Origin of the sequence: Saliphagus sp. LR7 (assembly GCF_003344565.1) — an archaeon.
GTDB lineage: Archaea > Halobacteriota > Halobacteria > Halobacteriales > Natrialbaceae > Saliphagus > Saliphagus infecundisoli.
Genome location: NZ_QPND01000005.1, coordinates 197,663 through 220,789 on the forward strand (window position 1 = coordinate 197,663; position 23,127 = coordinate 220,789).

Annotated in this window: 21 protein-coding genes; 4 read left to right on the forward strand and 17 right to left on the reverse strand. The window is 61.3% G+C overall.

Going from position 1 to position 23,127, the window contains the following annotated elements; all coding sequences use genetic code 11:
* The first annotated feature begins 708 nt into the window (after positions 1-708).
* Positions 709-2,619 carry an asparagine synthase (glutamine-hydrolyzing) gene (gene asnB / locus DVH23_RS09685; protein WP_114577261.1) on the forward strand — a complete coding sequence of 637 codons (1,911 nt, stop codon included), beginning with the start codon at positions 709-711 and terminating at the stop codon, positions 2,617-2,619.
* 392 nt (positions 2,620-3,011) lie between these two features.
* Here the strand turns inward: asnB and DVH23_RS09690 are convergent, their stop codons facing one another.
* The 4 genes from DVH23_RS09690 to DVH23_RS09705 all read right to left on the reverse strand — a co-directional run bounded on the left by DVH23_RS09690 (position 3,012) and on the right by DVH23_RS09705 (position 7,302).
* Entirely contained in the window at positions 3,012-3,542 is a 531-nt protein-coding gene (locus tag DVH23_RS09690) for a universal stress protein (protein ID WP_198667901.1), read from the reverse strand.
* Positions 3,543-3,741: 199 nt separating this feature from the next.
* The gene (locus DVH23_RS09695; RefSeq protein WP_114577226.1) at positions 3,742-4,764 is read right to left on the reverse strand and encodes a hypothetical protein; all 1,023 of its coding nucleotides are present in this window, start codon (positions 4,762-4,764) and stop codon (positions 3,742-3,744) included.
* Entirely contained in the window at positions 4,754-6,004 is a 1,251-nt protein-coding gene (locus DVH23_RS09700; protein ID WP_114577227.1) for an ABC transporter ATP-binding protein, read from the reverse strand. Before DVH23_RS09700 ends, DVH23_RS09695 begins: the two co-directional genes overlap by 11 nt.
* Before the next feature lie 206 nt (positions 6,005-6,210).
* Positions 6,211-7,302, reverse strand: coding sequence for a family 10 glycosylhydrolase (locus DVH23_RS09705; protein WP_157972378.1), 1,092 nt, complete (start codon positions 7,300-7,302; stop codon positions 6,211-6,213).
* A gap of 152 nt (positions 7,303-7,454) precedes the next feature.
* Here DVH23_RS09705 and DVH23_RS09710 point away from each other — a divergent pair, with 152 nt between their 5' ends.
* Entirely contained in the window at positions 7,455-7,796 is a 342-nt protein-coding gene (locus tag DVH23_RS09710; RefSeq protein ID WP_157972379.1) for a transcriptional regulator, read from the forward strand.
* Between the two features lie 87 nt (positions 7,797-7,883).
* Here the strand turns inward: DVH23_RS09710 and DVH23_RS09715 are convergent, their stop codons facing one another.
* From DVH23_RS09715 to DVH23_RS09745, 7 genes are all read right to left on the reverse strand, one after another.
* Positions 7,884-8,066 (reverse strand): hypothetical protein, encoded by a 183-nt coding sequence (locus tag DVH23_RS09715; RefSeq protein WP_114577230.1) that lies wholly within the window; start codon positions 8,064-8,066, stop codon positions 7,884-7,886.
* 72 nt (positions 8,067-8,138) lie between these two features.
* Positions 8,139-8,822: a hypothetical protein gene (locus tag DVH23_RS09720; RefSeq protein ID WP_114577231.1), complete on the reverse strand. Its 684-nt coding sequence runs from the start codon at positions 8,820-8,822 to the stop codon at positions 8,139-8,141.
* A 24-nt stretch (positions 8,823-8,846) separates the two neighbouring features.
* Positions 8,847-9,737, reverse strand: coding sequence for a carbohydrate ABC transporter permease (locus tag DVH23_RS09725; RefSeq protein WP_114577232.1), 891 nt, complete (start codon positions 9,735-9,737; stop codon positions 8,847-8,849).
* A gap of 51 nt (positions 9,738-9,788) precedes the next feature.
* Complete coding sequence (locus DVH23_RS09730) at positions 9,789-10,763, reverse strand: carbohydrate ABC transporter permease (RefSeq protein ID WP_114577233.1); 975 nt, start codon at positions 10,761-10,763, stop codon at positions 9,789-9,791.
* Between the two features lie 12 nt (positions 10,764-10,775).
* Positions 10,776-12,248, reverse strand: coding sequence for an extracellular solute-binding protein (locus DVH23_RS09735; RefSeq protein WP_114577234.1), 1,473 nt, complete (start codon positions 12,246-12,248; stop codon positions 10,776-10,778).
* A gap of 215 nt (positions 12,249-12,463) precedes the next feature.
* Entirely contained in the window at positions 12,464-13,252 is a 789-nt protein-coding gene (locus DVH23_RS09740; RefSeq protein ID WP_114577235.1) for a sugar phosphate isomerase/epimerase, read from the reverse strand.
* Positions 13,249-14,310, reverse strand: coding sequence for a Gfo/Idh/MocA family protein (locus DVH23_RS09745; protein ID WP_114577236.1), 1,062 nt, complete (start codon positions 14,308-14,310; stop codon positions 13,249-13,251). Before DVH23_RS09745 ends, DVH23_RS09740 begins: the two co-directional genes overlap by 4 nt.
* A gap of 399 nt (positions 14,311-14,709) precedes the next feature.
* Between DVH23_RS09745 and DVH23_RS09750 the strand changes: the two genes are divergently transcribed.
* Both DVH23_RS09750 and DVH23_RS09755 read left to right on the forward strand, forming a co-directional pair.
* Positions 14,710-17,535, forward strand: a complete 2,826-nt coding sequence (locus tag DVH23_RS09750; RefSeq protein ID WP_114577237.1) for a M14 family zinc carboxypeptidase — start codon at positions 14,710-14,712, stop codon at positions 17,533-17,535.
* A gap of 356 nt (positions 17,536-17,891) precedes the next feature.
* Positions 17,892-19,550, forward strand: coding sequence for a DUF6036 family nucleotidyltransferase (locus DVH23_RS09755; RefSeq protein ID WP_114577238.1), 1,659 nt, complete (start codon positions 17,892-17,894; stop codon positions 19,548-19,550).
* A gap of 505 nt (positions 19,551-20,055) precedes the next feature.
* On the opposite strand, the gene DVH23_RS25010 is transcribed toward DVH23_RS09755, so the two are convergent.
* The 6 genes from DVH23_RS25010 to DVH23_RS09775 form a co-directional block, all read right to left on the reverse strand.
* Entirely contained in the window at positions 20,056-20,181 is a 126-nt protein-coding gene (locus tag DVH23_RS25010; RefSeq protein ID WP_255565238.1) for a hypothetical protein, read from the reverse strand.
* Between the two features lie 255 nt (positions 20,182-20,436).
* Positions 20,437-20,568, reverse strand: coding sequence for a hypothetical protein (locus tag DVH23_RS25015; RefSeq protein ID WP_255565240.1), 132 nt, complete (start codon positions 20,566-20,568; stop codon positions 20,437-20,439).
* 111 nt (positions 20,569-20,679) lie between these two features.
* Positions 20,680-20,838 (reverse strand): hypothetical protein, encoded by a 159-nt coding sequence (locus DVH23_RS23535; protein WP_157972380.1) that lies wholly within the window; start codon positions 20,836-20,838, stop codon positions 20,680-20,682.
* 388 nt (positions 20,839-21,226) lie between these two features.
* Positions 21,227-21,568 (reverse strand): rubredoxin-like domain-containing protein, encoded by a 342-nt coding sequence (locus DVH23_RS09765; protein ID WP_114577240.1) that lies wholly within the window; start codon positions 21,566-21,568, stop codon positions 21,227-21,229.
* A 301-nt stretch (positions 21,569-21,869) separates the two neighbouring features.
* Complete coding sequence (locus tag DVH23_RS09770; RefSeq protein ID WP_114577241.1) at positions 21,870-22,496, reverse strand: hypothetical protein; 627 nt, start codon at positions 22,494-22,496, stop codon at positions 21,870-21,872.
* The gene (locus tag DVH23_RS09775; RefSeq protein WP_114577242.1) at positions 22,493-23,098 is read right to left on the reverse strand and encodes a hypothetical protein; all 606 of its coding nucleotides are present in this window, start codon (positions 23,096-23,098) and stop codon (positions 22,493-22,495) included. The genes DVH23_RS09770 and DVH23_RS09775 overlap by 4 nt, the downstream gene beginning before the upstream one ends.
* Positions 23,099-23,127: the final 29 nt, after the last annotated feature.

Below are 23,127 nucleotides of genomic sequence, written 5' to 3' on the forward strand. Positions count from 1 at the left end.
ACGGACGTCGACCGCTCTGTGCGTTCGCACCTTGGGTGCCCGCAAACAGCGCGCCTGTGCCAAGTCCCGTGAGGGAGCCGAGTAGCGTCCGCCGACTGTGTGAGGCATCACTGCTCGGTGATCGCGTATTGTCTCCTGACATCGAGTGACAACTGGCGTCTCCGTATGAAAAGGTAAGTGTCTAGTAGTATTGTATCGATTATCTCGGAGAAAGTCTCGATATATTGCAGTACCATCAACGATATTTGGGTGTAGTAAAATCGTCTTTTTCGGAGACTATGGTTCCGTGACTCATCCTCTCTCGGTCGTTCTGGACCCTGAGGAGCTCCAGTGGCGAAGAGAATTTTCTATCGTTTGGAGAGTATGAATCGCAGCTAAACAGATAATTGGTAGGTAGCGAGGGTGACTCCATGAGAATCCCGCTGAAATACCTGGAGCGTGAAGTATGCCATGGAGTTACCCTCTCTCAGTAGCTAAATTACCGCCCTGTATCGAGCACGAGATTCGGTCAGGAACCGGCTGGAATTGAAATGCATCCGATGCTCACTGCAGATGCGAACGCGAAGGCACACACGTTGTGACCGGCGACCAAAGGCGGATGATGGCGCCTTCTACGACGTGCCCGGTATTGTTTAGTACATGAATGTTTGCATCAATGAATACAGTATCCGGAAGATAACAATGGGTAGCTTCCGTGTTGCCCCTTCTATGTGCGGTATTGTCGGTGCATACGGATGGGTGGATGAGAGTACGCTGTCTTCTATGGTCGACTGGATCGAACATCGCGGGCCGGACGAGGAGGGGAGATATCTCGATCGAGACGCTGGAGTAATGATGGGGGCACGCCGCCTCTCGATCGTTGACCTCTCCGGCGGATCGCAACCGAAAGGCAACGAAGATGGAACGGTCAACGTCGTTTTCAACGGGGAAATCTATAATCACGCGCCCCTTCGGGAGTCGCTCGAACAGAAGGGGCATCGATTCGAGAGCGAGTCCGACACCGAGGTCCTGGTCCATCTTTGGGAAGAGTACAGAGAGAAGATGGTAGATCACCTCGAGGGGATGTTCGCCTTCTCGATTTGGGACGAAAAGGGGGATACGATCTTTCTAGCGCGCGACCGTCTCGGAATCAAACCGTTGTACTACGGCCAGACGGACGGCGGCTATGTATGGGGAAGCGAGCTCCCCGCATTACTGATCGGGGGGGTCGATCGAACGGTCGACCCCGCGGCCGTTTTCAACCACTTCTCGCTTGAGTACACGCCCGGTTCGCAAACGCTGTTGCGGGATGTCCGGAAAGTGAAACCAGGTCATACAGTAGAAATCGGACCCGAGGGTGTTCGGGAGCGGGAATACTGGAACGTTCTGGATGTCGAAACCGGCGGCTCAACGATGAGTTTCGCAGCGGCGGCGGATCGACTGCGGAATATGCTGGAGCGGTCAGTCGAGAACCGCCTCATGGCGGACGTTCCAGTCGGGGCGTTTCTTTCCGGTGGCCTCGACTCGTCGGCCATCGTGGGCATAGCCTCACAGCGCAGGGACGATCCGCTCGATACCTACGCCGTCTCCTTCGACGACGCGCGGTTCGATGAGAGCGAGGAGGCTCGTCTTGTTGCCGACCACTTTGGAACGAACCACCACGAGGTCAACGTCGACCTCTCGTCGATGGAACTGTTCGATGAAATGATCCGATACCTCGGCGAGCCGACAGGCAACTTACAGATGCTCCCCCTCTTTCTCCTCTCTGAACGCGCTAGCGAAGACGTGAAAGTCGCCCTCGCGGGCGAAGGTGCGGATGAGCTGTTTGCGGGCTATCCTCGATATCGAAAGGTGTCGGAGTATAAACGAAAAACTGACTTCCTCCCGCAGTTTACTCACGACATCGCGGGCTCTATCGCCCCGGTTTCGCCGGTCGGCGATAAGTACTTTCGGTACTACTCCTGGCTGAGAGACAACACCGAGGTGACGCTGCACCACACGTGCGGGTTCATGCCGTTTCGCCCGGAACCCGGCGAGTTCCTCAATACGGCTGAAACCGCCGAGTCGGCCGGGCTTCGCACACATGTGAATGAAGTAACTAGAAAGATTGACGATCCGGCTCCCGAACAGCACATGTCTGCTTTCGAAGCCAAGTACACGCTCCCTAACTTCCACCTGTTCAAAGCGGATCGCACGAGCATGGCGCAGTCGCTCGAGCTCCGAGTCCCGTTCTTGTCAGCCGATATCGCTAAATTTGCCCACTCTCTTCCGATCGAGTACAAGATCACGGAGGGGGGTGTCAAACGGGTGCTGAAACGCGCCGTCGCCGACCTGCTCCCCGAGGAGATCATAGAGCGGAAGAAGATGGGGATGCGACCGCCCGTCACGGACTGGTTCCGGGAGGAACACGAGGCGATCGAAACGTGGTTCGCCAGAGAGACACTCGAGAACGTGCCCTATGTCGACGCTGACAGGGCCACGGCGCTGCGGACCGCTCACCGGCGCGGTGACGAGTCGGTAGGGCGCACGCTCTGGATGATTCTCACATACGTCGCGTGGTATCAGACGTTCATCAACGAGCACACCGCGATCATCGATGGCGCCGCGAACGATATCCGTACGACGGATCCGAATCCGTGAACTACTCCGCCCTACCGCGCTCGGGCCTACCCGACCCTCGCTTGTTGAGGACGGAGCTTCCTGTTTCTGTGTCGGGACTTGCAGGAACAGATCCCACAGCGGTCCCAGACTCCGCAGGCGACTTCCCTTCACGGGTGGTTCGGAGTGTCCCTCTCCTACCGAATCGACACTCGACCACAGCCGACGATGCACGCTTGTTGTCGCGTTTGAACAACGCCGGAAGCGTGGTGAGTATCTTACTACCCACCTCGTCCGCCGGGGTAGTAAGAATGCCGATTCGCACGAAAACAAGACGTGCGGGCGCTGTATCCCCTCTCTGCTCGCTTCGCTCGCTGAGGAAGGGGGCTTAACGGCCTCAATTACAGCTAATCGACCGGAATTAGTCGATCTTCTTATCCGACCTTCTTGATTTTGACTCCCCCACAAGAATTACACGTAGTGATTTCACTTTCCGTATAATATTTCTTGCCACACGTCTCACAAATATAGGTTGGGTCTGCTTTAACTGTATCTCCCGTTATGGTTACGGGATGGTTAGCCTCGAGTGTCACGGTTTGGCTGACGCTGCCAAAAATGAGCGAGCCAAGCTTCGAGCGTTTACGGCCACCCAGAATGATATTGTCCGCGTTGAGTTCGTCTGCCGCTTCGACGATTTCTGAGGCTGGATCGCCGTATCTGCTTTCAGTGTGGACAGAAACCCCTTGATCGGAAAGATATTCGGCAACTCGATTTCCGACTTCGAGTTGGGTTACCGACGTCGTTTCCGCCCTGTCACGATCATCAAAGACGTGAAGCAAGGTAGCTTGAATGTCGCTTCCCTCACGATGTAACGCTGCAGCCGCTCGAGCCTGTGACAGTGCGCGGTCTTCGTTCGTGTCAATTGGTACTAATACATGATACATGTCAACGCCTACCTTGCGCATTGGCATAACTGTATGCCTTGAAAAATAATGTAATTTTCAATCGAAACTAGCCGCCGTGTTACTCGTGCACCTATATGTATCACCATATCCCCTGGAAATAATACGAAATAATCTTTATGACGAGTTCTATGACACACTAAGGTAGCGCTAGAGCTGACGCACCGGAGAGACACGGGGACCGCCCGAAACCAGGCCGACCCTAACGGGTCATCGGCGCCCGGGCGAATCGGGTGGTCTCCTGTTCGGGGAACAGCCACTCGCCCTCATACTCGATGATCCCACCCCAGCTCCCGGCCGGCTCCGGTGCAAAATCAACAGGCTCGGTCGGATCGGCCATCGAATACAGCAGCTGCCCGGACGGCGGGTATTCGTCGCCGTCGGGATTCGTCGTGTGGAGACGCTCGCGAAGGTCGTCCGTGGGCTCGTAGTTGAACGTCATGAGCAGCTCGTCCTCCCGGCCCGGGATACCCGCGAGCAGTGAGGCGGGCTCGTGAATGGCCTCGATTCCCCGATCCGGCATCGGGTCGAGGAAGGTGGTTGTCTCGAACTCCCAGTGGCGCAGGTCGTCGGACCGACCGAGCAGTTGGTGGTCGGTGGCAAGTTCACCGACGTACATCAGGAACTCGCCGTCGATTCGGACCGGACGGCCCTCAGGGTCCTTCGGGATGACGGCGCCTTTGGCCCAGCCGCCGGTCAGCGACGCCGGGACGAGCTGGCCGTGTTTCTCCCAGTGGATCAGGTCCTTCGACGTCGCCAAACAGATGTTACAGCGGATGTCACCAGGATCACCCCAGATCCCTTCGGACTCCCAAACCGGGTTGTAGAACATGTAGTAGGTCCCCTCGTACGCGTAGAGCTTGGGGTCCTCACAGCCCCGTTGTTCGTAGGATTCGGTCGGTTCGAGCACCGGGTTCTCGGCATGTCGCCGGAACGACCGGCCGTCCTCGCTCCACGCGAGCCCGATGCGGGAGTCCTGGTCGATGCGGTCGTCCGGCGTCGCCCGGTAGTACGCACACAGGACGTCCGCGGCCTCGATGACCGAGAGGTTGAACAGGCGGCCGGCCTCCCAGCCTCGGTCCGTCGGTTCGAGGACGGGCTCGGTGTCGACGACAAAGGGGCCGATCGCCCAGTCGGGAAGCGAGTCGGGCTCTTTAGTGGCGCCGATCGGGCGCTGTTCGGGGGGTACAGAGCCCATGGCGGCCGCCGCGTCGTCACTCGACATCGATCCCTCCGTCCGCGACGGTGTCGACGCCGTCCTCGGTCGGTGGCGCGTCGGCCGAGACCGAACTCCGGTCGGTAACGGTGTACGCCCTGTCGTCGGTGCCGGTCGTCTTGAGCGCGGTTCCGTCGGCCCCAAAGAGATGGAGCGCCTCCAGATCGAACGTGTACTCGATCGGTCGGCCTGCCTCCGGGGAGACGCCGTCGCTCACGCGGGCCGTCCACGAGGCGTCGCCGACCTCCAAATACAGGTAGTTGTCGCTCCCCATCGGTTCCACGACGTCAAGAACGGCCTCCTGGGTCTGGTCGGACTCCGCCTGGCGATGGGTCTCATCGTGTGGGACACGGATGTCCTCGGGCCGGACGCCGAGCGTGAGCCGGTCACCCGAGGTGATGCCGGAGCGCTCGACCGTCGTCTCGTCGAGCCGATAGTCGAACGTCGACTCGCCGTCGGCGACGAGGTGAACAGTATCGTTACGGTCGATGGCCTCGACCGAGAGGAAGTTCATCGACGGCGAGCCGATGAAGCCCGCGACGAACTGGTTGACCGGGTGGTGATAAATTTCGTTTGGCGGCCCGACCTGCTGGAGGCGGCCATCGTTGAGGACGGCGATCCGGTCGGACATCGTCATCGCCTCGGTCTGGTCGTGGGTGACGTACACCGTCGTCACGCCCAGTTTGCGGTGGAGACGCTGGATCTCCGTTCGCATCTGGGTCCGCAGCTTCGCGTCGAGGTTCGACAGCGGCTCGTCCATCAGGAAGACGTCCGGATCGCGGACGATCGCTCGGCCGAGCGCGACGCGCTGTTTCTGCCCGCCCGAGAGCGCCTTCGGTTTCTTATCGAGGAGCTCCCCGATATCCATCATGGCTGCGGTCTCCTGGACCCGCTGGCTGATCTCGTCGTCGGACTGGTCGGTTTTCATCTTCAGCCCGAAGCTCATGTTCTCCCGGGCAGTCATGTGGGGGTAGAGCGCGAAGTCCTGGAACACCATCGCCATGTCGCGGACCTTCGGATCCTGGTCGGTGATGTTCTCGTCGCCGAGCCGGATTCGCCCGCCGGAGGGGGTCTCGAGACCGGCGACACACCGGAGCGTCGTCGACTTCCCACAGCCCGAGGGGCCGAGCATGACGAGGAACTCGCCGTCCTCGACGTGCAAGGAGACGTCATCGACCGCGACGATCTGGCCACCTTCGTCTGCTGCCGGGAACGTCTTCGTGAGGTTCTCGATACGGAGATCGGCCATGGTTGCCGACGCTGGGTGATCGACTTGCATAATAGTTGGTCTGGGGTTCGTACTCCGTGGCGCATGTTTGACTCACACCAAATCCGATCGTGACCGCCCGTCCCAGACCCAGACGAAACCTGTAGGAAACCAGCGGACGCCCCGAGGAGACGTCAGTGACAGCCTCCACACGACTGAAGTCGTGGGATTCCTCGCGCTCGGGGTGATCACTCAGAGCGCCAGTGATCGTGCTCGAACGCCGCGAACTCGTCGAACTGCGAGGCGACCAGCTCCCACTGGCCCTCCGAGAGGGTGCTGACGTTGGCGCCGGCCGAGAACAGCGAGACGCCCTGGGCACCGCCATGCAGGGCCATCTGGATGGCGGTCTTGAGTTCGTCGTCCGGGACGTATGTGGGCGGCCGTTGGTCGTCCGCGGTCCGGATCGACGGGACGATGGGGCTCCCGGTTCGCTCCTGGAGCGAGCGGACGACGTCGCGGATCCAGAGCGGGTGCATGTCGACGTCGATGTGGGCGGTCCGCAGCGTGAGAACGTCGGCGAGGTCGGCCAGCGAGAGCTGGTCCACACCAAACGTCTCGCGGCTCTCCTCGACGGCCGAGTCCAGATCCGTAAAGGCCTCCAGCTCGACGTTCACCAGCAGCTCCTCGCGCTCCCGTAGCGGCGCCGAAAGCTCCTCGATCAGCCCGGTAATCGTCTCACAGCGCCCGGCAGTCCACTCGACGGAGCCGTCGTCGGCGTTCCGTGCGTCGTGGTGGGTGAGACAGGCCTCACAGAAACAGGAGAGGTAACTCGATTCGTCGTTCATCACCGGCTGGTACTCGAAATGCGTGAACTGGAGCCCATCGATGTCGTACGCTAGGAGTTCGTCCACAACGCCACGGAGGTGATCGCGAACGACCTCGTGGTTAGGACAACTCCAATGCATCCACTCCGCGGAGACGTTCGGATACCTGATCTCGGTCCCCTCGCGGGCGATCTGGACGACCTCCGGGTGTTGTTCGACGAGATACTTATCACAGAGGACGAACAGCGACGGAACGATCGCCACCTCGCGGCCGGCCGCTGCCGTGAGGAGGTCGTCGAGGAGGTCGCGGTCGGGCACCTGGGGCGGAGCCACCTCGGAGTCGTAGAACACGCGCCCGTCGCTCTCTTTCATGACGACGAAGACGACGTTGACCCCGCGTTCGGCCAGGCGGTCGACGACCGCCTCGGCGTCCATCGTCGCCCACGGGTACAGGGTCACTGATCGGAAGAGCGTCTCCTCCCACCAGGCCCCGTGCCCCTCAGGTCCTACAGCCATCATCAGGTTCGTCCTGATCAACCGCGTTAAGCCTACTGCTCCGATCGGCTTCGAGACCCGTATGTTCTATGCTCGCCATAGATGTTTGGCTCGGGCCAAATACAAGCGGAACGTTCTTAATGATCGTTCATCGTTCGCAAGGTAGCACCCCAATGAGCAAATCTCGATTCACACGCCGCATTCCGAACGCCCAATCGAAAGTGCGGCCCTCGGAGAGCCAGGAGGTCGATGGCGAGGACGCGTTCGATCTCACGGCCGCCCTCGGGTCCGAGACCCGCTGGAAGATCGTCCGTGCGCTAGCCGAGGACACGCTGACGATCCAGGAACTCACTGAGGAGGTCGACCTCTCGAAGGGGACCGTGTCCGTTCACGTCCAGCAACTCGAAGACGTCGGCGTCGTCGGCTCGCGGTTCAACGTCAGCGACAGCGGGGGCGTCGAGAAGGAAGTGGCGCTCGTGCTCGACGAGGTCGTCGTCAAGCTCTCGGATCGATAACCGATCGCGACCCATGCGGTCCACGCCGTGTGAACGACCTCGGGGTCAAGCCCCGTGGCATCCGTCTTAGACAATCTGTGAACGACTTCATCGTGTTTTGGTGGTATACAACCCGAATAGTCCGGCGAGCAGCGCGTGAATGATGACGACGACGGGCCAACCTTCCGGCCATACGCCCGGCGCGTTCTCGAATGCCCCGAGGACGCCGAGGACAAGCGTCGTGACCGAAAGGACGGCGAACAGACCGGTGAGCGTCGCGGCGGGGCGCATTTCGTGGGACTCCGTCCTGTGGGATGGTCAAAGGACGGGATTTCCATGAAAGCAAGCAGGAAGCTCACGGCTTTAGTCGTGGATAGCTGACTCCGCCGGTTCGCCGGCGAGATACCGGGCCGCCAAGAGCAGCGTCGCTGCGAGCACCACCGGCGCGAGCAAGACGAACCCCGCGACGGTAAAGGCGAGAAGTATGCCCATCGAGGTGACGAACAGGGCGAGCCCGACGGAAACACTCACACGCGAGAGGGCGATGGTCGCCGATGCCCGGCCCAATTCGAGTGCCGTTGGGGGCGAGGAGCCCTCCATCCGGACGGCCTGGCGGAGACCCTCGTCGACCAACAGCGGGCCATAATACAGCAGGAGATACGCGTACACGACGAGCGCGTCGAACGCAACGAACGCCAGCACGCCAAGTAGCCAGTCGCCGGTCGCGGCCGCACGAAGCCAGAGCCAGCCCGCCGCGTTCACGAGCACGAACGCGGGGACGAACGCCGCCTGAGCCCGCCAGAAGTAGCGCCTGAACGCCCGGATCGCCGCCCGCAATCTAAAGGATTCGTGCATCAGCGTGCTCCGGGCCGCAGCGAAGGCGACGGCGGTCGCCGGCGCGGCGAAAACGACCGTCACTGCCAGCACCGACCAAACGAAACTCACTGCCAAGACTCGCGGCAGGTGGGCGTAACCGTCACGAACGACCTCGCGGGCGAGGCCGAAAAAGTGGACGCGACCGGTCGTGACGTCGTACGTCTTAGACATGCATGAAGAGAAGAGATGAGACGCCTAGGACTTGAGTCCCGACATCGTGACCCCGCTGATGAAGTAGCGACGCAACAGGAGGAACAACAGGATCGTCGGGACGGCCAGCAGCGTCGCACCCGCCATGAGCGGCCCGGTGCTGTCGCCGTACAACCCGGTCCTGGCGAACAGCGTGATGCTCACCGGCAGCGTGTACATCGCCTCGTTGCGGATGACGATGAGGTCCCACAACATCTCGTTCCACCGGTTCATGAACGTGAACAGCGCCACGGTGGCAATGGCGGGCAACGAGTTCGGCAGGACGACCCGGAACACGACGTCCAGTTCAGAGCAGCCGTCCATCCGAGCGGCGTCGATGAGGCTATCGGGCAGCTGCTTGAAGAACTGCGCCAGCAGGAAGATGCCGAAGGAGCTGATCGCGAAGGGGACGATCATCGCCTGGTAGGTGTTGACCCAGCCGAGCTCGACGACGATGATGAACTGCGGGATCAACAGCAAGACCCCGGGGATCATCATCGTCACCAAAATGAAGTTGTAGGTGAACTGCCGGCCGAACCAGTCGAGTTTCGCGAGTGAGTAGGCGACGACACAGGAGGTGACGACGACGCTCGCGACGACCGAGAGGGTGACGATCACGCTGTTGAGCATCTGCCGGAGGATCGGCACGTTCTCCAGCAGGAACTGGTAGTGGGTGATCGTCGGCTCCGACGGCAACAGCGCCGACGAGTACATCTCGCCGGCAGGCTTGAACGACATCGAGACCATCAGCGCAAACGGGAACAGCGGGGCGATGACGCCGATCGTCAGCGCCGCGTACACCGCGAGCTTCTTCGGGGTGAGCGACTCGACGAACGACTCCTCGTCGGTGCCGCCGAGCAGTTCGTCGTCCGTGATCTCGGGGCTCTCACCGGCCATGGGCGCTCACCTCCGTGGACGAAGTGACGAGCGGCATGAGCGACTCCGCCATCACATCGACACCTCCGTCTCGATGTAGTTGCGTTCGACGTAGCTGATGACGAAGATCATCGTCGCCAGGACGACGCCGATGGCGCTGGCAAAGCCCATCTCCAGATAGGAGAACGCCCGCTGGTAGATGGTGAGGACGAACGTCTGGGTCGCCCCGTCCGGGCCGCCCTGGGTCATGATGAACGGCTCGGTAAAGATCTGGAACGCCGTGATCGTCGAGAGGATCACCACGACGAGCATGCTCGGGTTGAGCAGCGGGAGCGTGATGTGTCGGAACTGTTCCCACTCGTTGGCGCCGTCGAGTGATGCCGACTCGTAGACACTGTCCGGGATGGACTGGAGGTTCGCCAGGAAGATGATGGCGTAGTAGCCGACGAACTTCCAGGAGACCATCATCGCGATGGCAGGCATGGCAATGCGTTCGTCCCCGAGGAAGCTGACCTGGGTGCCGAAGATGGCGAGCATATTGTTGAGGAAGCCGTCCGGCGAGTACAGCCAGTTGAACACGACGGCGACGACGACGCCGCTGGTCACGTAGGGGACGAAGTAGCCGGCCATGAACAGCGCTCGACCACGGATAATCCGATCGAGCAACACCGCGACGGCGAGTGCGAACACGATCTGGGTCGGGACGTTCACGAGGAAGAAATACAGCGTGTTCCCCATGAGCTGGATGAACATATCGCCCGTAAGCAGCGTGATGTAGTGATCGAGACCGACGAACGGCCGCTCGGGCGAGATGACTGCCCACTCGTGAAAGCTGAGGTAGATGGCAAACAGGAAGGGGAACAGCAGGAAGACGGACGCCCAGGCGAGCCAGGGGAGGATGAGGACGAACCCCTTCAGGTTGTCATCGTACTCGCCCATCCGGTCGAGGGCAGAGCCGAACACGGGCAGGTGGGCGACGCGCGATGCAACGCCGGACGTCGCCACTGTGCCAGCCCCGCGGACGCGTCGGACGATTGGGTCGAGCATGCGGCCTCTCTCTCACTCGAGTTCGCTCGTGATCTGTTCTTCGGCGCGGTCGAGCCCTGTCTGTGGGTCCTGGTTCCCGCGCGTCACCGGGACGAACGCCTCCTCGCCGAAGATGTTCATCACCTGGGTGTAGGCGGGGGTGTACGCCGGCGGGTGGGAAGTCTCGAGCGCCTCGGCGTAGGGCTGGACCTGTGGGTTCTCCTCGAAGAAGGAGCTGGCGACGTCCGTGATATCCGCCCTGAGCGGGATCTGGAGCGTGTCCTCCATGAACGTCACATCCCGTTCTTCGCCCAGTTCGTACTCGATGAACGACCAGGCCTGAGGTGCCACGTCCGAGGACTGGAAGATGGAGGTGTTTTTCGGATCGGCGTACGTGTGGCTGTTCTGCTCGACACCCTCCGGCACCGGCGGGGTGAGGTGGCTCATCGAGATCTCCTCGTTGACGTCCTGGAAGTACGGGATCACCCACGGGCCGCCCGTGTTGATCGCGGCGAGATCGTTCGGGAACTTCGGCTCTTCGGTCGACTCCTGTGGGATGAGATCGTTCTCGTACAGTTGCTGGAAGAACTCCAGGACCTGAACCGCGGTGTCGTTGTTGAACGCGGGCGTCGTCTGTCCGTCCTCCTGGGTGAACATGCTCTCCTCGCCCTGGGAAGCAGCCAGATAGATCGGCAGGAAGTCGAACCAGCGTTCGGACCAGGTCGGCATCGGTGGGCGGTCCCAGAGGACCTCCGCACTGCTGGATTCGACGACGTTCGGTCCCTCCTCGAGAAGCGCCGAGAACGTCCGGGGATAGTCCTCCTGACTGTAGCCAGCCTCCTCGAAGACGGTGTCGTTGTACTGGAACAACACGGGGTTGGTCTTCCAGGGCGTCTGGTAGAGGCCGCCGTCTGGCGACTCATACTGGGAGAGCAACTCCTCGCCACACCGCTCCGTGAGGAACTCCTCGACCCCATCGAGCTCGTAGAGGTCGGTCGCGGCCTCGTTGGCCTCGAGCTGGGCGGCGAACCCGGGGAAGACGTTCGCGAACACGTCCGGCTCGGTCCCGGAGGCAAGCGAGGAGAGAACGACCTGTTCCGAACTGTCCCCCTCGGGGACCGGGCTCACGTCGACCGAGACGTCGCTGTCGGCGCCGAACTCCTCGGCCGCCGACTCGTGGAAGGTAAGCTCCTGCTGGTTGGGCGACGACCAGAACTTGACGGTGCCGCCACCGCCGCCGTTGCCACCATCGCTTCCGTTGCCGCCGTTGCCGCTATCGTTTCCGTTGCCGCCGTTACCACTATCGCTCTCGTTGCTACCATTACCGTTACCGCCATTTCCGTTACCGCCGTTTCCGTTGCCGCCGTTTCCGTTGCCGCCGTTTCCGCCATCGCCGTTACCGCCAAGGCCGCCGACACAGCCGGCCAGCGAGATTATGGCTGCCGTACTCAATCCCGCGGTCCCCTCGATGAAGCGGCGGCGCGTGTGGTTGCTATCTGATGTCACGGGTGGATCACATGTGCTGCGATCCGATTCGGGAAGATAAATCCAGCCCTGGTCTTTGGCTGCAGCCAAAGACGTTCTACTTCCCTAAAACAGTCGTTTCCGAAATCAGCTCCAGGAGCGGGGTGGAATGGTATGAACGCCATCACGAGCCGCGAGACGCGTGCGTCTTCCGAAGGGGGTACAGCTCTAGATCAAATGGAGTCGATCGGCGCGTCTCAGCCAGCGAGACAGCCATCGAGATAATCGATCGCCCGCGGTACCGCCCCAACGGAGTCCCCTTCGCCTTCGTACTCGAGGGTCACGAAGCCCTCGTAGCCCCGCTCATCGAGGGCAGCCAGGATGTCGTCGTAGTACCCATAGGAGGGCTCGGAGCCGTTCGGGGCGACTTCGTCGTAGGCCGCGTGGACGTGGTCGGCGAGGTGGAGCGAGCGCCGGACGGAGTCGACGCCGTCCACGTAGTTCGCGAGGTCGAGTACCAGGCCCAAGTCGCCGTTGACACCGGACCGAACCCTGAAGACGTCGTCAGCGGTCCGAATGAGGCCATCGTGGTTGTGGTTCTCGACGGCGAGGGTCGTCTCGGCGGTCCGGGCGTAGTCGACACACTCCTGGAGACACGTGGTGACGCCGCGCCAGACGTCGGGGTCGTCGTGGTCGCGGTCGTGGAGCCCCGGGAAGCCCGTGAACGCCCTGAGGACGTCCGCGTCGAGGCGGTCGGCAGCCTCGAGTGCGTCGATGACGGCCGCCACGTCTTCGCGGCGTTCCGTTCGTGTCGCCTTCGCGAAGTCGTTGTAAAACACGGAGAGACAAGCGATCTCCAGGTCGCGGTCGGCCGCGAGATCAGCGACGCGATCGAGCGACTCGGGGTCGGTTCCGGGGAGATGCTCGTCGATGAGTTCGACGCCGTCGACGCCGAGGTCGTCGGCACAGACGTCGAAGAACTCCGCCAAGTCCATTCCGTCCTCCAGTCGGTCGTTGTACGAATAGCTGCTGCAGGCCAGCTTCATTCCTCGTCCTCCCGCGGCAGCGGTAGATCGACGGCACCACCGCGCTCGGAGGATCGGTAGACGCCCATGACGACTTCGAGGGCACGGCGTCCGTCGGCGCCGGTGACGGTTGGCTCGGTGCCCGCGATCACGCTGTTGACGAAGTGGGTGATCGGACCACCGTACTTCGAGCCCTCGGGGACAGGGACCTCCAGGACGCCGCTGTCGTCGGCGAACTCGACGCGAATCGTCCCCTCGATCTTGTCTGCGTAGATGACTCCCTCCTCGCCGACGATCTGCATCGTGATCGATTCGGGGTCCGTCCGCCAGGCGGTTTCGAACGTTCCCAAGGTGCCGTCCTCGAAGCGGAGGACGGCGACGGCGGTGTCCTCGACCTCCGTATCCATCGAGAGGGTGTCGCTGTACCCCATCAGTTCGGTCACGTCGCCGAAGAGATGGTTGATCAGATCGGCGTTGTGGATGCCGATATCGATGAGCGCGCCGCCGCCCGAAGCCTCGGCATCGGTAAACCAGGTCGAGCGGGGCGACCACCCCTCTGGACCGGGATGGCTGAAGCGACTTCGGACGTTGTGGACCTCGCCGACGATGCCCTGATCGAGCAGCTCCTTCGTCTTCTCGTAGACCGGCCCGAAGCGCTCGGTCTGGTCGATCATCAGGCTCGCAGCACTCTCTTCTGCCGCCGCGACCATATCGTCGGCCTCGGCCAGAGAGGTGCTGATCGGCTTCTCACAGAGGACGGCAATGTCCCGTTCCAGTGCCGCGACGACGACGTCTCGGTGCAGGTGGTTTGGCAGGCAGACGCTGATGGCGTCGAGGTTACCGTCCGCGAGCATCGTCTCGTAGTCGGTATAGTAGTTCGGGACGTCGTACTGGTCGGCGACAGCACTCGCCTTCTCCTCCTCGACGTCACAGATCGCCGTGACCTGGGCCTGTTCGTGGGCCTCGTATTCGGGGATGTGGAGTCGCTGGGCGATGGCGCCAGTGCCTACGACGCCGACGTCGATCGAATCCGTGCCCAATCCTTCTCGCTCGGAGGCGATCATGATCTCGGAGCTCATCGAGAGGTGATGATGGAAGCGTGGTTATCAACTTCAGCCCCATATTGGATTCTCTCCGGTGTTGTTTGGGACAAACCAAACAGGCGAAGACAGTGCGAACGGGGATTCCCGACCGCTCTCCAGCAGGCCAACTCACGAGAGGAGGGTGTTCGGATTTCACCGACGAGTATCGATCATACCGTCCAGGTGGAGACCCAATCGCGGTCCACTCCGACTTCGAGCGCCCTCCATAGCGAGATCCACCCCCTGCTGGAAGGATAACCCGAATATAATCGAATTCTTACACATGTTGGATGGAAGAACCCGCGTTCATACTGATGAAGATGTATTACTTACCTGAAATTAAGTTTATAGCGAAGGTCGTAGTCACCGGACTGTGCGGTTGGGGAACCAATACCAATGAGCAAGCACGATAACCGAACGGAGGCAGCAGAATCGGATGGGGACCCGAACCGGTATCCCTACGAAGAAGCAACGGAACTCGACGAGAGCGCCTTCGACGGCGGCAGTATCGGACGACGAACGTTCTTGAGCGTCGCGGCCGCGACCGGGGCCGCGCTCACCCTCCCGGGGGCGGTTTCGGCCCAGGTGAGCGACGACGCCCTCACCGACGTCGCCGAGTTCGCCGTCAACGCGACGCCCGATGGCCACGAGGTGACGCTGGTCCTCGAGTTCGCGGACGTAGCCTCGATGACCGCCTTTGACGACGAGTTCGGCGAGCCCGACTGGGACATCGATGAGGACGACCTTCCGCCAAAGGTCGAAACCCGTGAGAACCCGACGCCGGCCGCCCACGCGTATCTGACCGAGGCCGAGCTCGCGGATGCGCTCGATATGGGCGGTATCGAGTTCGGCGACTTCTCGCCGGGCGCGAACCCGTTCTGGAAGCTCGACGACCCGTACCAGGATGGCGTGTTCCCGTCCTCGGAGGATGCTCGTGACTTCGTCTCCCACGAAGAGGCCGGCGAAGCCTTCCAACACCTCGAAGAGGAGTATCCCGACCGGGTTCGCACGCACGTCATCGGCCAGGGCCCGGGCTACGAAAACCAGCGCACGGGCGAGCTCGACCGGCGCGGCCTCTACGTCGTCGAGCTCACCGAAAACGTCCGGGACGAGGCATCCTTCCAGGAGAAGGACAAGGCAGTCTTCATCGTCGGCATCCACGGCGACGAACCCGCTGGTCGCGAGGAAGCCCCCCGGATCATCGAGCAGTTCGCGAAGGGCGAGGCCGACGACTTCGCGGACGCCCTCGAGGACGTCGTCATTTCCTACGTCTTCGTCAACCCCGACGGCTGGTTCGTCAGGGAACCGATGTACGAGTACGAGGGGTGGAGTGGCACCAACCAGACCCGGTTCCGGCGCGGGAACTCGAGCGGACTCGACAGCAACCGGCAGTATCCGACGATCGGGTGGGCCAACCCGGCGTTCTGGCCCGCCGAGCCCGAGGAGGCGCCCGATCCGCGCCCCGGCTACGACGCGGGCTACGAGGACCTGGTCCCGGACTCATTGGCAACCGTCGAGTTCCTCCGGGAGTACGACAACGTCGAGTACGTCTGTGACTATCACATGATGGGCTCGTCGGCGTCCATGGTGTTGAACCTGGAGTCGAACGCCCCCTACGACCACAACGGGACCCACAACTTGGACGAGGTCAACCGTCGTATCCGCGGCGGAATGAACGACCACTGGGGCAGTCCGGACGCGATCGCCGACGATACAGCTCGTGCGGACGACGGCTATGTCCCGGACCGGTTCATGGATTACGGGTCGATCTACGATTCGCTGGGATACAACATCACTGGCGGATTGCTCGGCTGGGGCGGCCAGCCCGAGGAGTTTGGCGGCCTCGGTGCCGTGACGGTCGCTCCCGAGCTCGTGCTTCGCGACGGCTACGATTACAAACCCTACATCGAGCGCCACCTCCACACCGCCTACCGGATCTCGATGCGGGAGTTCGCTGACATGACCGCCGCGAGTACCAACTCGACGGTCGTGACCGGCGGCAACGATACCGCCTACGTCACGACCGACGAGCTGACCCGCTCGTCGGCGGACCTCTCGCATACCGACGAGAGTCCCGGAACGGGCAACGGCAAGGGCCAGCAACGCGCGACCGACGTCCAGCGGCGCCACGGGACGGTCCAGCCCGGACCCGGCGGCAGCGCGAGCGCGGCGACAAGTTCGCGGACGCACTCGCTGGGGGCACGGTTCGACGCCGGCGGTGTCGACGAGGGCGTCGTCAAACTGGTCAACCCCGGCGGCCAGGTCGTCCGGGCGATCAACCTTGCCGAGAGCGACGAGAACAGCTTCTACGTCCCTAATCCCGCCGACGGCAACTGGTCGATCGAGTTCGACGGCGATGGGGAGTTCGAGGCGGAGTTTACCACCATCGAGACCGACGAGGAACACCCCGATCCGGAGGAAGCCTTCGGCTATTCACAGACCGAGTACGTCGTCAATCCGATGCAGTTCTTCGCCGACCTCGAGCCGTTCCTCGAGGACGGCGGGATGGACGGGCTCCGCGTTCACGACGTCCGCATCGGGCGACTCATGCGTGGAAACTCGGGGAAGCGTCATTACGACAAGCTGGTGATCTCCCACGACGTCGGGCGCGACGACGACCGATACATCTCGGAAATCGAGGCGTTCGTCGAGGCTGGCGGAGACCTCGTGCTCACCGACACCGGTCTCTATCTGCTCGCGGACCTCGAGGTCGGCGAGGCGGCCGCCATCTCTGAAACGGACCTAGAGACAACGGAGGTTACAATAGCCAATCTCCGCAACCGAAACTTCGACCACTACCTGCTCGAGGACATCAGAGAGCTCCAGCACGAGATCTGGAAGAGTCCACAGGTCGGCTACTCGGCCAATGAGGAGGACCAGCCAGTGACGGTTATTGACGAAGATGCGTTCGAGGCCACCGGCGGGGAGATGGCGGGGACGATGGGCGGCTTCGCAGGCTGGGTATACGATCCCGAAGACGGTTGGGAGTACATCGAGGAACGGGGCGACGTCGCCGCTGGCTCCCTGTCGGCCGGCGAGTCGGAGATCAACTTCATCGGTTCGGTCCTGCCACCGGCCAACCAGCGTGAACTCCATCCTTTCGGGATGGCCAACTACGCGGTGACGTTCATGGGCCATACGTTGCTCTGTAACGCGCTGGGCTTCGAACAACACCGGTACGTCAACGGCGACCTGATCGACGTCTGGGGTAAACTCCGGTAACCCAGAGACGCTCCAGAACGGGAGTCGGTCACCGTGACAGTCGGCGACTCCCGTGGTCCGTTCATCGGCTCAAGGACAGAAAACGAGGCCCTCTGTGACGGCCTCTACAGTATTACAGCGAGAGTGCCTCGGGGCTTGACCCCGAGGTACTTCACACGTTTGCCGTCGTGGTCGTGAGAGTCTGTCGGGGTTCGGCTCGAGTGTGGGCGTGCCGGGTCCCGTCGGCGTGTCGGTCTCCTCCGGATCCTCGCGATTACTATTAGTCAGGGTGTGGTAACCACAGTCATGGAGGGCGCAGGTATTCTGATTCCATCCTTAGCGATATACTTTTAAGTACATCGGTAGAATCGGAATCGGTGAGGGAAGCGGCACTACGGGTTGTCGACTGTTTACGTGACCGGTCCTCCGCCGTCGGCGAATTAGCTGAGGCGATCGGCAAAAGTCAAAGTTGGACGTCAGAGGTCGTCAATGATCTCGAGGACACGCACCTCGTGGAACGAAATGACGGGGTTCGGCTGGCTACCACCTATGAAGCGACACTGCTTGCCGAGCTCCTCGAACGATATGCACTCGAAAAAGTGCTAACAGGGACGAAAGAAGATTTTCTTGTTGCGCTACTTCAGGGTCCAAAATCAATCGCTGAGTTGCAAAAACAGGGCTTCGCCAAATCGACGCTCTACAAGCATTTAAACGAGATTCAGGAAACCGGTGCGATCGTACACACGGACGACGGGTATGCCATCACCGATGACACGCTTCGGTCCTTCCTCGAAGCCAGAACCCAAACGACACCGTTCGAAACCGAGTACCGCGCGAACGGCGACCGACTCGTCGCGACGAGCAAAGAGGACGTCGACGGTACGCCGACTGCGTTCTCGGCGTTTACACGCTACGGTGTCGACTATCACCCAGCGAAAACCTACGTATACCGAGGCGATCGCTCGCTGGATCTCGAAGATGTTTTGATCCATGCAGTGACCGTCGCTGAGACCAAGAAACAGATGACGATGGCTGCCGTCTTCTATCTCACACACCGCGCGACCCTTGATTCCAACGACCTCTGGCGGCTCGCGAACAGGTGGGAGTGCGTCGAGAAGTGGGCTGACCTCTTTGCATACATCGATCAGCGAGAGGTCCATCAGGAAGATCTCTTTCTCCCGTGGGGGGAATTCATCGATCTTGCGAGCGAGTATGAGGTCTACCCGCGCGGTCAACATCCTGAGGACAGCCTCCAACGGGGTCTCGAAGAGCTTGGAGACTATCTCGAAACAACCATCGACGCGTATCTCCTCGGGGGCGGCAACCTCATCTTGCGCGACCTGAAGGACTCGACCAAAGACGTCGACCTCGTTGTCGAAGACGGTCAGACGTTCTTTGCAATTGCTGAGTCATTACAGGACTTGGGATACGAGGAGCGCGGCGATCTGGAAGCGGCGTACAACCAACTCGACCCCAGTATTGTTCTCGAGAAGGACGGGTTTCCGCGTTGGGATGTCTTCGTGGAGACGGTTGCAGGTCAGCTTCAGTTGACCGAGGCAATGATCGAACGGTGTGACCAGTCATTCGAGTATGGCGATCTCCGCGTTCATCTGCTCTCGCTGACCGACATCTTCGTGTTCAAATCGATCACCGAACGGGAGGGCGACCTCGAAGACGTCGCGTTGATCGCCCAGCAAGCCGATCTCGACTGGGAGGGAATCTTCGAGGAGATCAAGACCCAGGAAGACCGCACGGGCCGATTCTTTTCGTTTGCCGTGCTCGATACCCTTGATGTCCTCGAACAGCGGTACGATATCGTCGTCCCCCTCACAGACCGGCTCGTCTCGTACTGTCTTGAGAAAGCACTACTCCTGTCGCTGGACGAACCGAAAACGATCGAAGACCTCCGCGAAGACCTGGATTTTCCCGATCACCGGATCTACAACAAACTCCGCCAGCTCGAGGAGGATGGCCGGATTACTGTCGATCGGAGTGGTCGGCTCAACACGTACCAGCGAATCGAGAATGTAGGGTAGGGTCGCAGCACTCCGCGCCCTCAACCACAGTATCACTACGGGTCTCCCTCGGAGATACCAGACGACCGATCGATGGTGTCCCCTGATCCGACACTCACCGACGCAGCCATCCAAGATCTGGCACGCCCACGGTCGTACGACCGGGGAGAGAACTACTATGACCAGAGTACCGTCGTCGAAACAACTCCATCGGTTCGGTCCTGCCACCGGCCAACCAGCGTGAACTCCATCCTTTCGGGATGGCCAACTACGCGGTGACGTTCATGGGCCATACGTTGCTCTGTAACGCGCTGGGCTTCGAACAACACTGGTACGTCAACGGCGATCTGATCGACGTCTGGGGTGAACTTCGATAACCCAGAGACGCTCCAGAACGGGAGTCGGCCACCGTGACAGTCGGCGACTCCCACTTTCTGCTCGTCGGCTCGAGGGCAGGAACCGAGGCCCTCGGTGACTGCCTCCACACGCCTGCCGTCGTGGTTGTGGGGGTCTGCCGGATTTCGGCTCAGCCAGGCGTGGGTGCGTTGGGTCCCGTCGGTGTGTCGGTCTCCTCCGGATCCTCACGGTTGAGGATCGCCTCCCGAACGCGCTCGAACGCCGACTTGTCGGTGCGGACGATGGGAACGGTCATACCACGCCTTCGTGTTAGAGAGTGACACGCTTAGGTCTGGCGGAACCTATCACTTTCCCCGGATCAAAATGGGGTCGAGAACCGAGTCGGGGTTGGCGTTCGGATAGAGCAAGTCGCTGCCGGTCCGACCCGCCCACACGAGCCTATCTGATTGACCGCTCACCACGAGTGGTCATCCCCGATCGAGACGGATCGTCACCCGCTCGCCGGTCGGATCAGCGAGGATCAGCGAGGATCAGCGAGGATCAGCGAGGATCAGCGAGGATCAGCGAGCGCGACGGCCGCTGTCGCCGTCCGCCCGTTGGCCCGCACCGTCAGGTCGTAGGCGCCGAAGACGGCGTCGGCCGTATACCACCCCGCGGCGTCAACATCGCCCGGTTGGTCCACCACTCATCGAAGACGAGGTCGTGTAGACGTCGTACGCCGGTTTGGACGACCAGTCGGCCCGGAACAGCGGCGCGTTCTCGTGTTAGTGGATCTCGTCCCAGATCCCCTACATCACGAAGGCATCGACAACGGGGTGGTTGAACCGGCCTTCAGAAATCGACGCAGATACGCCGCTTCCATGGCCTCGGTCCACTTCTCGCCCCAGGTATCGTACTCCGTGAGCACGATCGAGGGGACGAGGTCGGCGAAGCGATCGAGCGTCGCGAACACCTCGTCGGGCGTCCGCCGATGGTCGACGAGTGGAGATCACGATGGACGGCAGTGACGGAAGCCGTCTCCCCGGTTGCGGTTCGTCTCCGCTGTGGACGAACGGCGAACCGGACGCGTCCGGGTCGGCTCTACGAGCGGCCAACCGAGCACACGGAACGTGTGATCGACGGCTGTCGGCGTGTGGCGGCAGGGAGCCCCGTCTCCGAGAGCGAGCAGAAATCAGACAGCAATACCGCCTAACCCGGCCCGGGCAAAGCGAGCGTACCAGCCACTTCAGACGATGTGTCCTCGGCTACCGGCGGCCCTTTTCAATCTCTGCATGAGCGCGTATGAGGTTCTGGCTGCCCATCGCTCACCAGCCCCCCGTTGTCCGCCGGATGAGGCACGGTCAATCTTCCGTCCACCACATGAGTTGTTCCTTTTCGACGCCGCAGTTCGGACACTGCGCCGGCATCCCATCGTCAATCGCGCCCATCTCACCGCAGTTCTGACATCGCCACATGAGGTGGGCCTCGCCGAAGTCGTGGCCAGACCGGGCGTGTTCGATACTCCTCGCTTCCATCCCCTCACGCGTCGAGACGAAGAAGCCGCCCTCCTCGTAGCCACGGATCCGCCCGAGCGGTTTACCAGCCTCGTTGAACACCGTCTCGCCGGGGACTACCGATTCGGCGTTCTCTTCGGCCTGTTCATCGCCGTCGTCCTCAGCTGGTCGCTCACCACGTCCACTCATTGCACAATTGCCATACCGATGCAGTCGGCCATCCGATCGTTCTCGCTCACGGGGCCGATTTGCTGGAGTATCATCGCGCATTGTTCATGGGAGGTATGGGAAAGAGTTGCACCTGCGAGTGATGGGAGCATCCATGACCTCGCCACAGGACACTCCGCCGTCAAGGAATGGCCCCTTCCGTATGAGGCTCGGAGAGTTCGTCGTGGAACCTGCCTGGCATCCGGCCGGGTTTCCCCATTGTGCAGGAAGCCCCGTCCTCACCGACCGAGGTCTGTGACCGAGAGAGAGGGCGGAGAGGATGTCACGAGCGCAACCGGCGTCTCAGGAAGGGGATAATATCGTCGAAATAGTCGGCCCCCCAGACGGCAACGATGAGCCCACCAACGGTGTTGAATATCATGTCCGTTACGATGTCGTCGATTCCGAACACTTTGACGGGAGAGGTCACACCGAGGAGTTGAGAGAGCCAGACCGCGCTCACCTCGAAAACCTCCCAGACGACGCTAAAAGCGAGCACGAAGACGAGGATGAAGATGCCGCGCAATTTCGGCGGGAGGTCAATCTCGGAGGAGTGCCGTTCGAGAGCCGTCAGTGTGGCGTACCCGGTACCGGCGACGAGAACGGCCGAGACAGTGTGTGTGATCTCATCATACCACGAATAGCGCACGTACAGTCCTAAGGAGCCGATAGCATGGAGAAACACTGCCACGGACAGAAGAAGCACGAGGCCTGCATCCATCGTATAGCTATACTCCCGGCGAAGATAGGCAGGGAAGAAGGTAACAGCCAGCGGGAGGCCGGCGTTCAACACCAACTCGAACTGGAGTCTCACTACCCCATAGACGACGATGGCCGCAAGCGCGACTTGTAGCACCCGGACGAGGCGTTTCTCGAACGCGTCTGAGAACTCCAGAAGGCTACTCGTCATCGAGATCTGGACGAGTTGCTGGGGCGGATATGTGACCCGATGTGCGAGACTCTCGTAAAGTACCACTCGGAGAGCAGGCCTATGGTTACGCCGACGACGGTCACGATGACGATATCGATCTGCAGTTCTCGTTGAGAGGTGAGGAAGCCCGTCTCGAACCACACGTCCGAGTAGTATTGCCCGATCGTCCAGAGACCCTGGACGGCGAGCGTCGATAAGACGGCAAATCCGAGCGCGAAGCGCCGAGTCATCTCGACTGAGGTAAAGACATCCAGCTCGATGGCTATCAATACCCCGAGTGATCCAACGGCGACATAGCCGGCCGTCTCGGGATACAGCTGGTTTCCGCCCGCGAGGACGCCGACCGTGACAATGAGGAGGAGCGGGCCAGGGGCCATCGCCTTCCAGTTTCTCATGCGCCACGGTGGGAACAGACTCACCAAGAGACAGCCAAGCGTGAAGCTCCCCCACAGCCACTCGCCCGCGAGACAATAGTGGACGACTGCAAGCCCCATTACGGCCATCAACAGCCAACCGAGGATCGCGTTCAGTCCCCCACGAGACGCGGCGATATCGAATGGCGTCACTACGAGGGCATTCATGATCCTCGGTAAAAGCCTCTCCGACACTG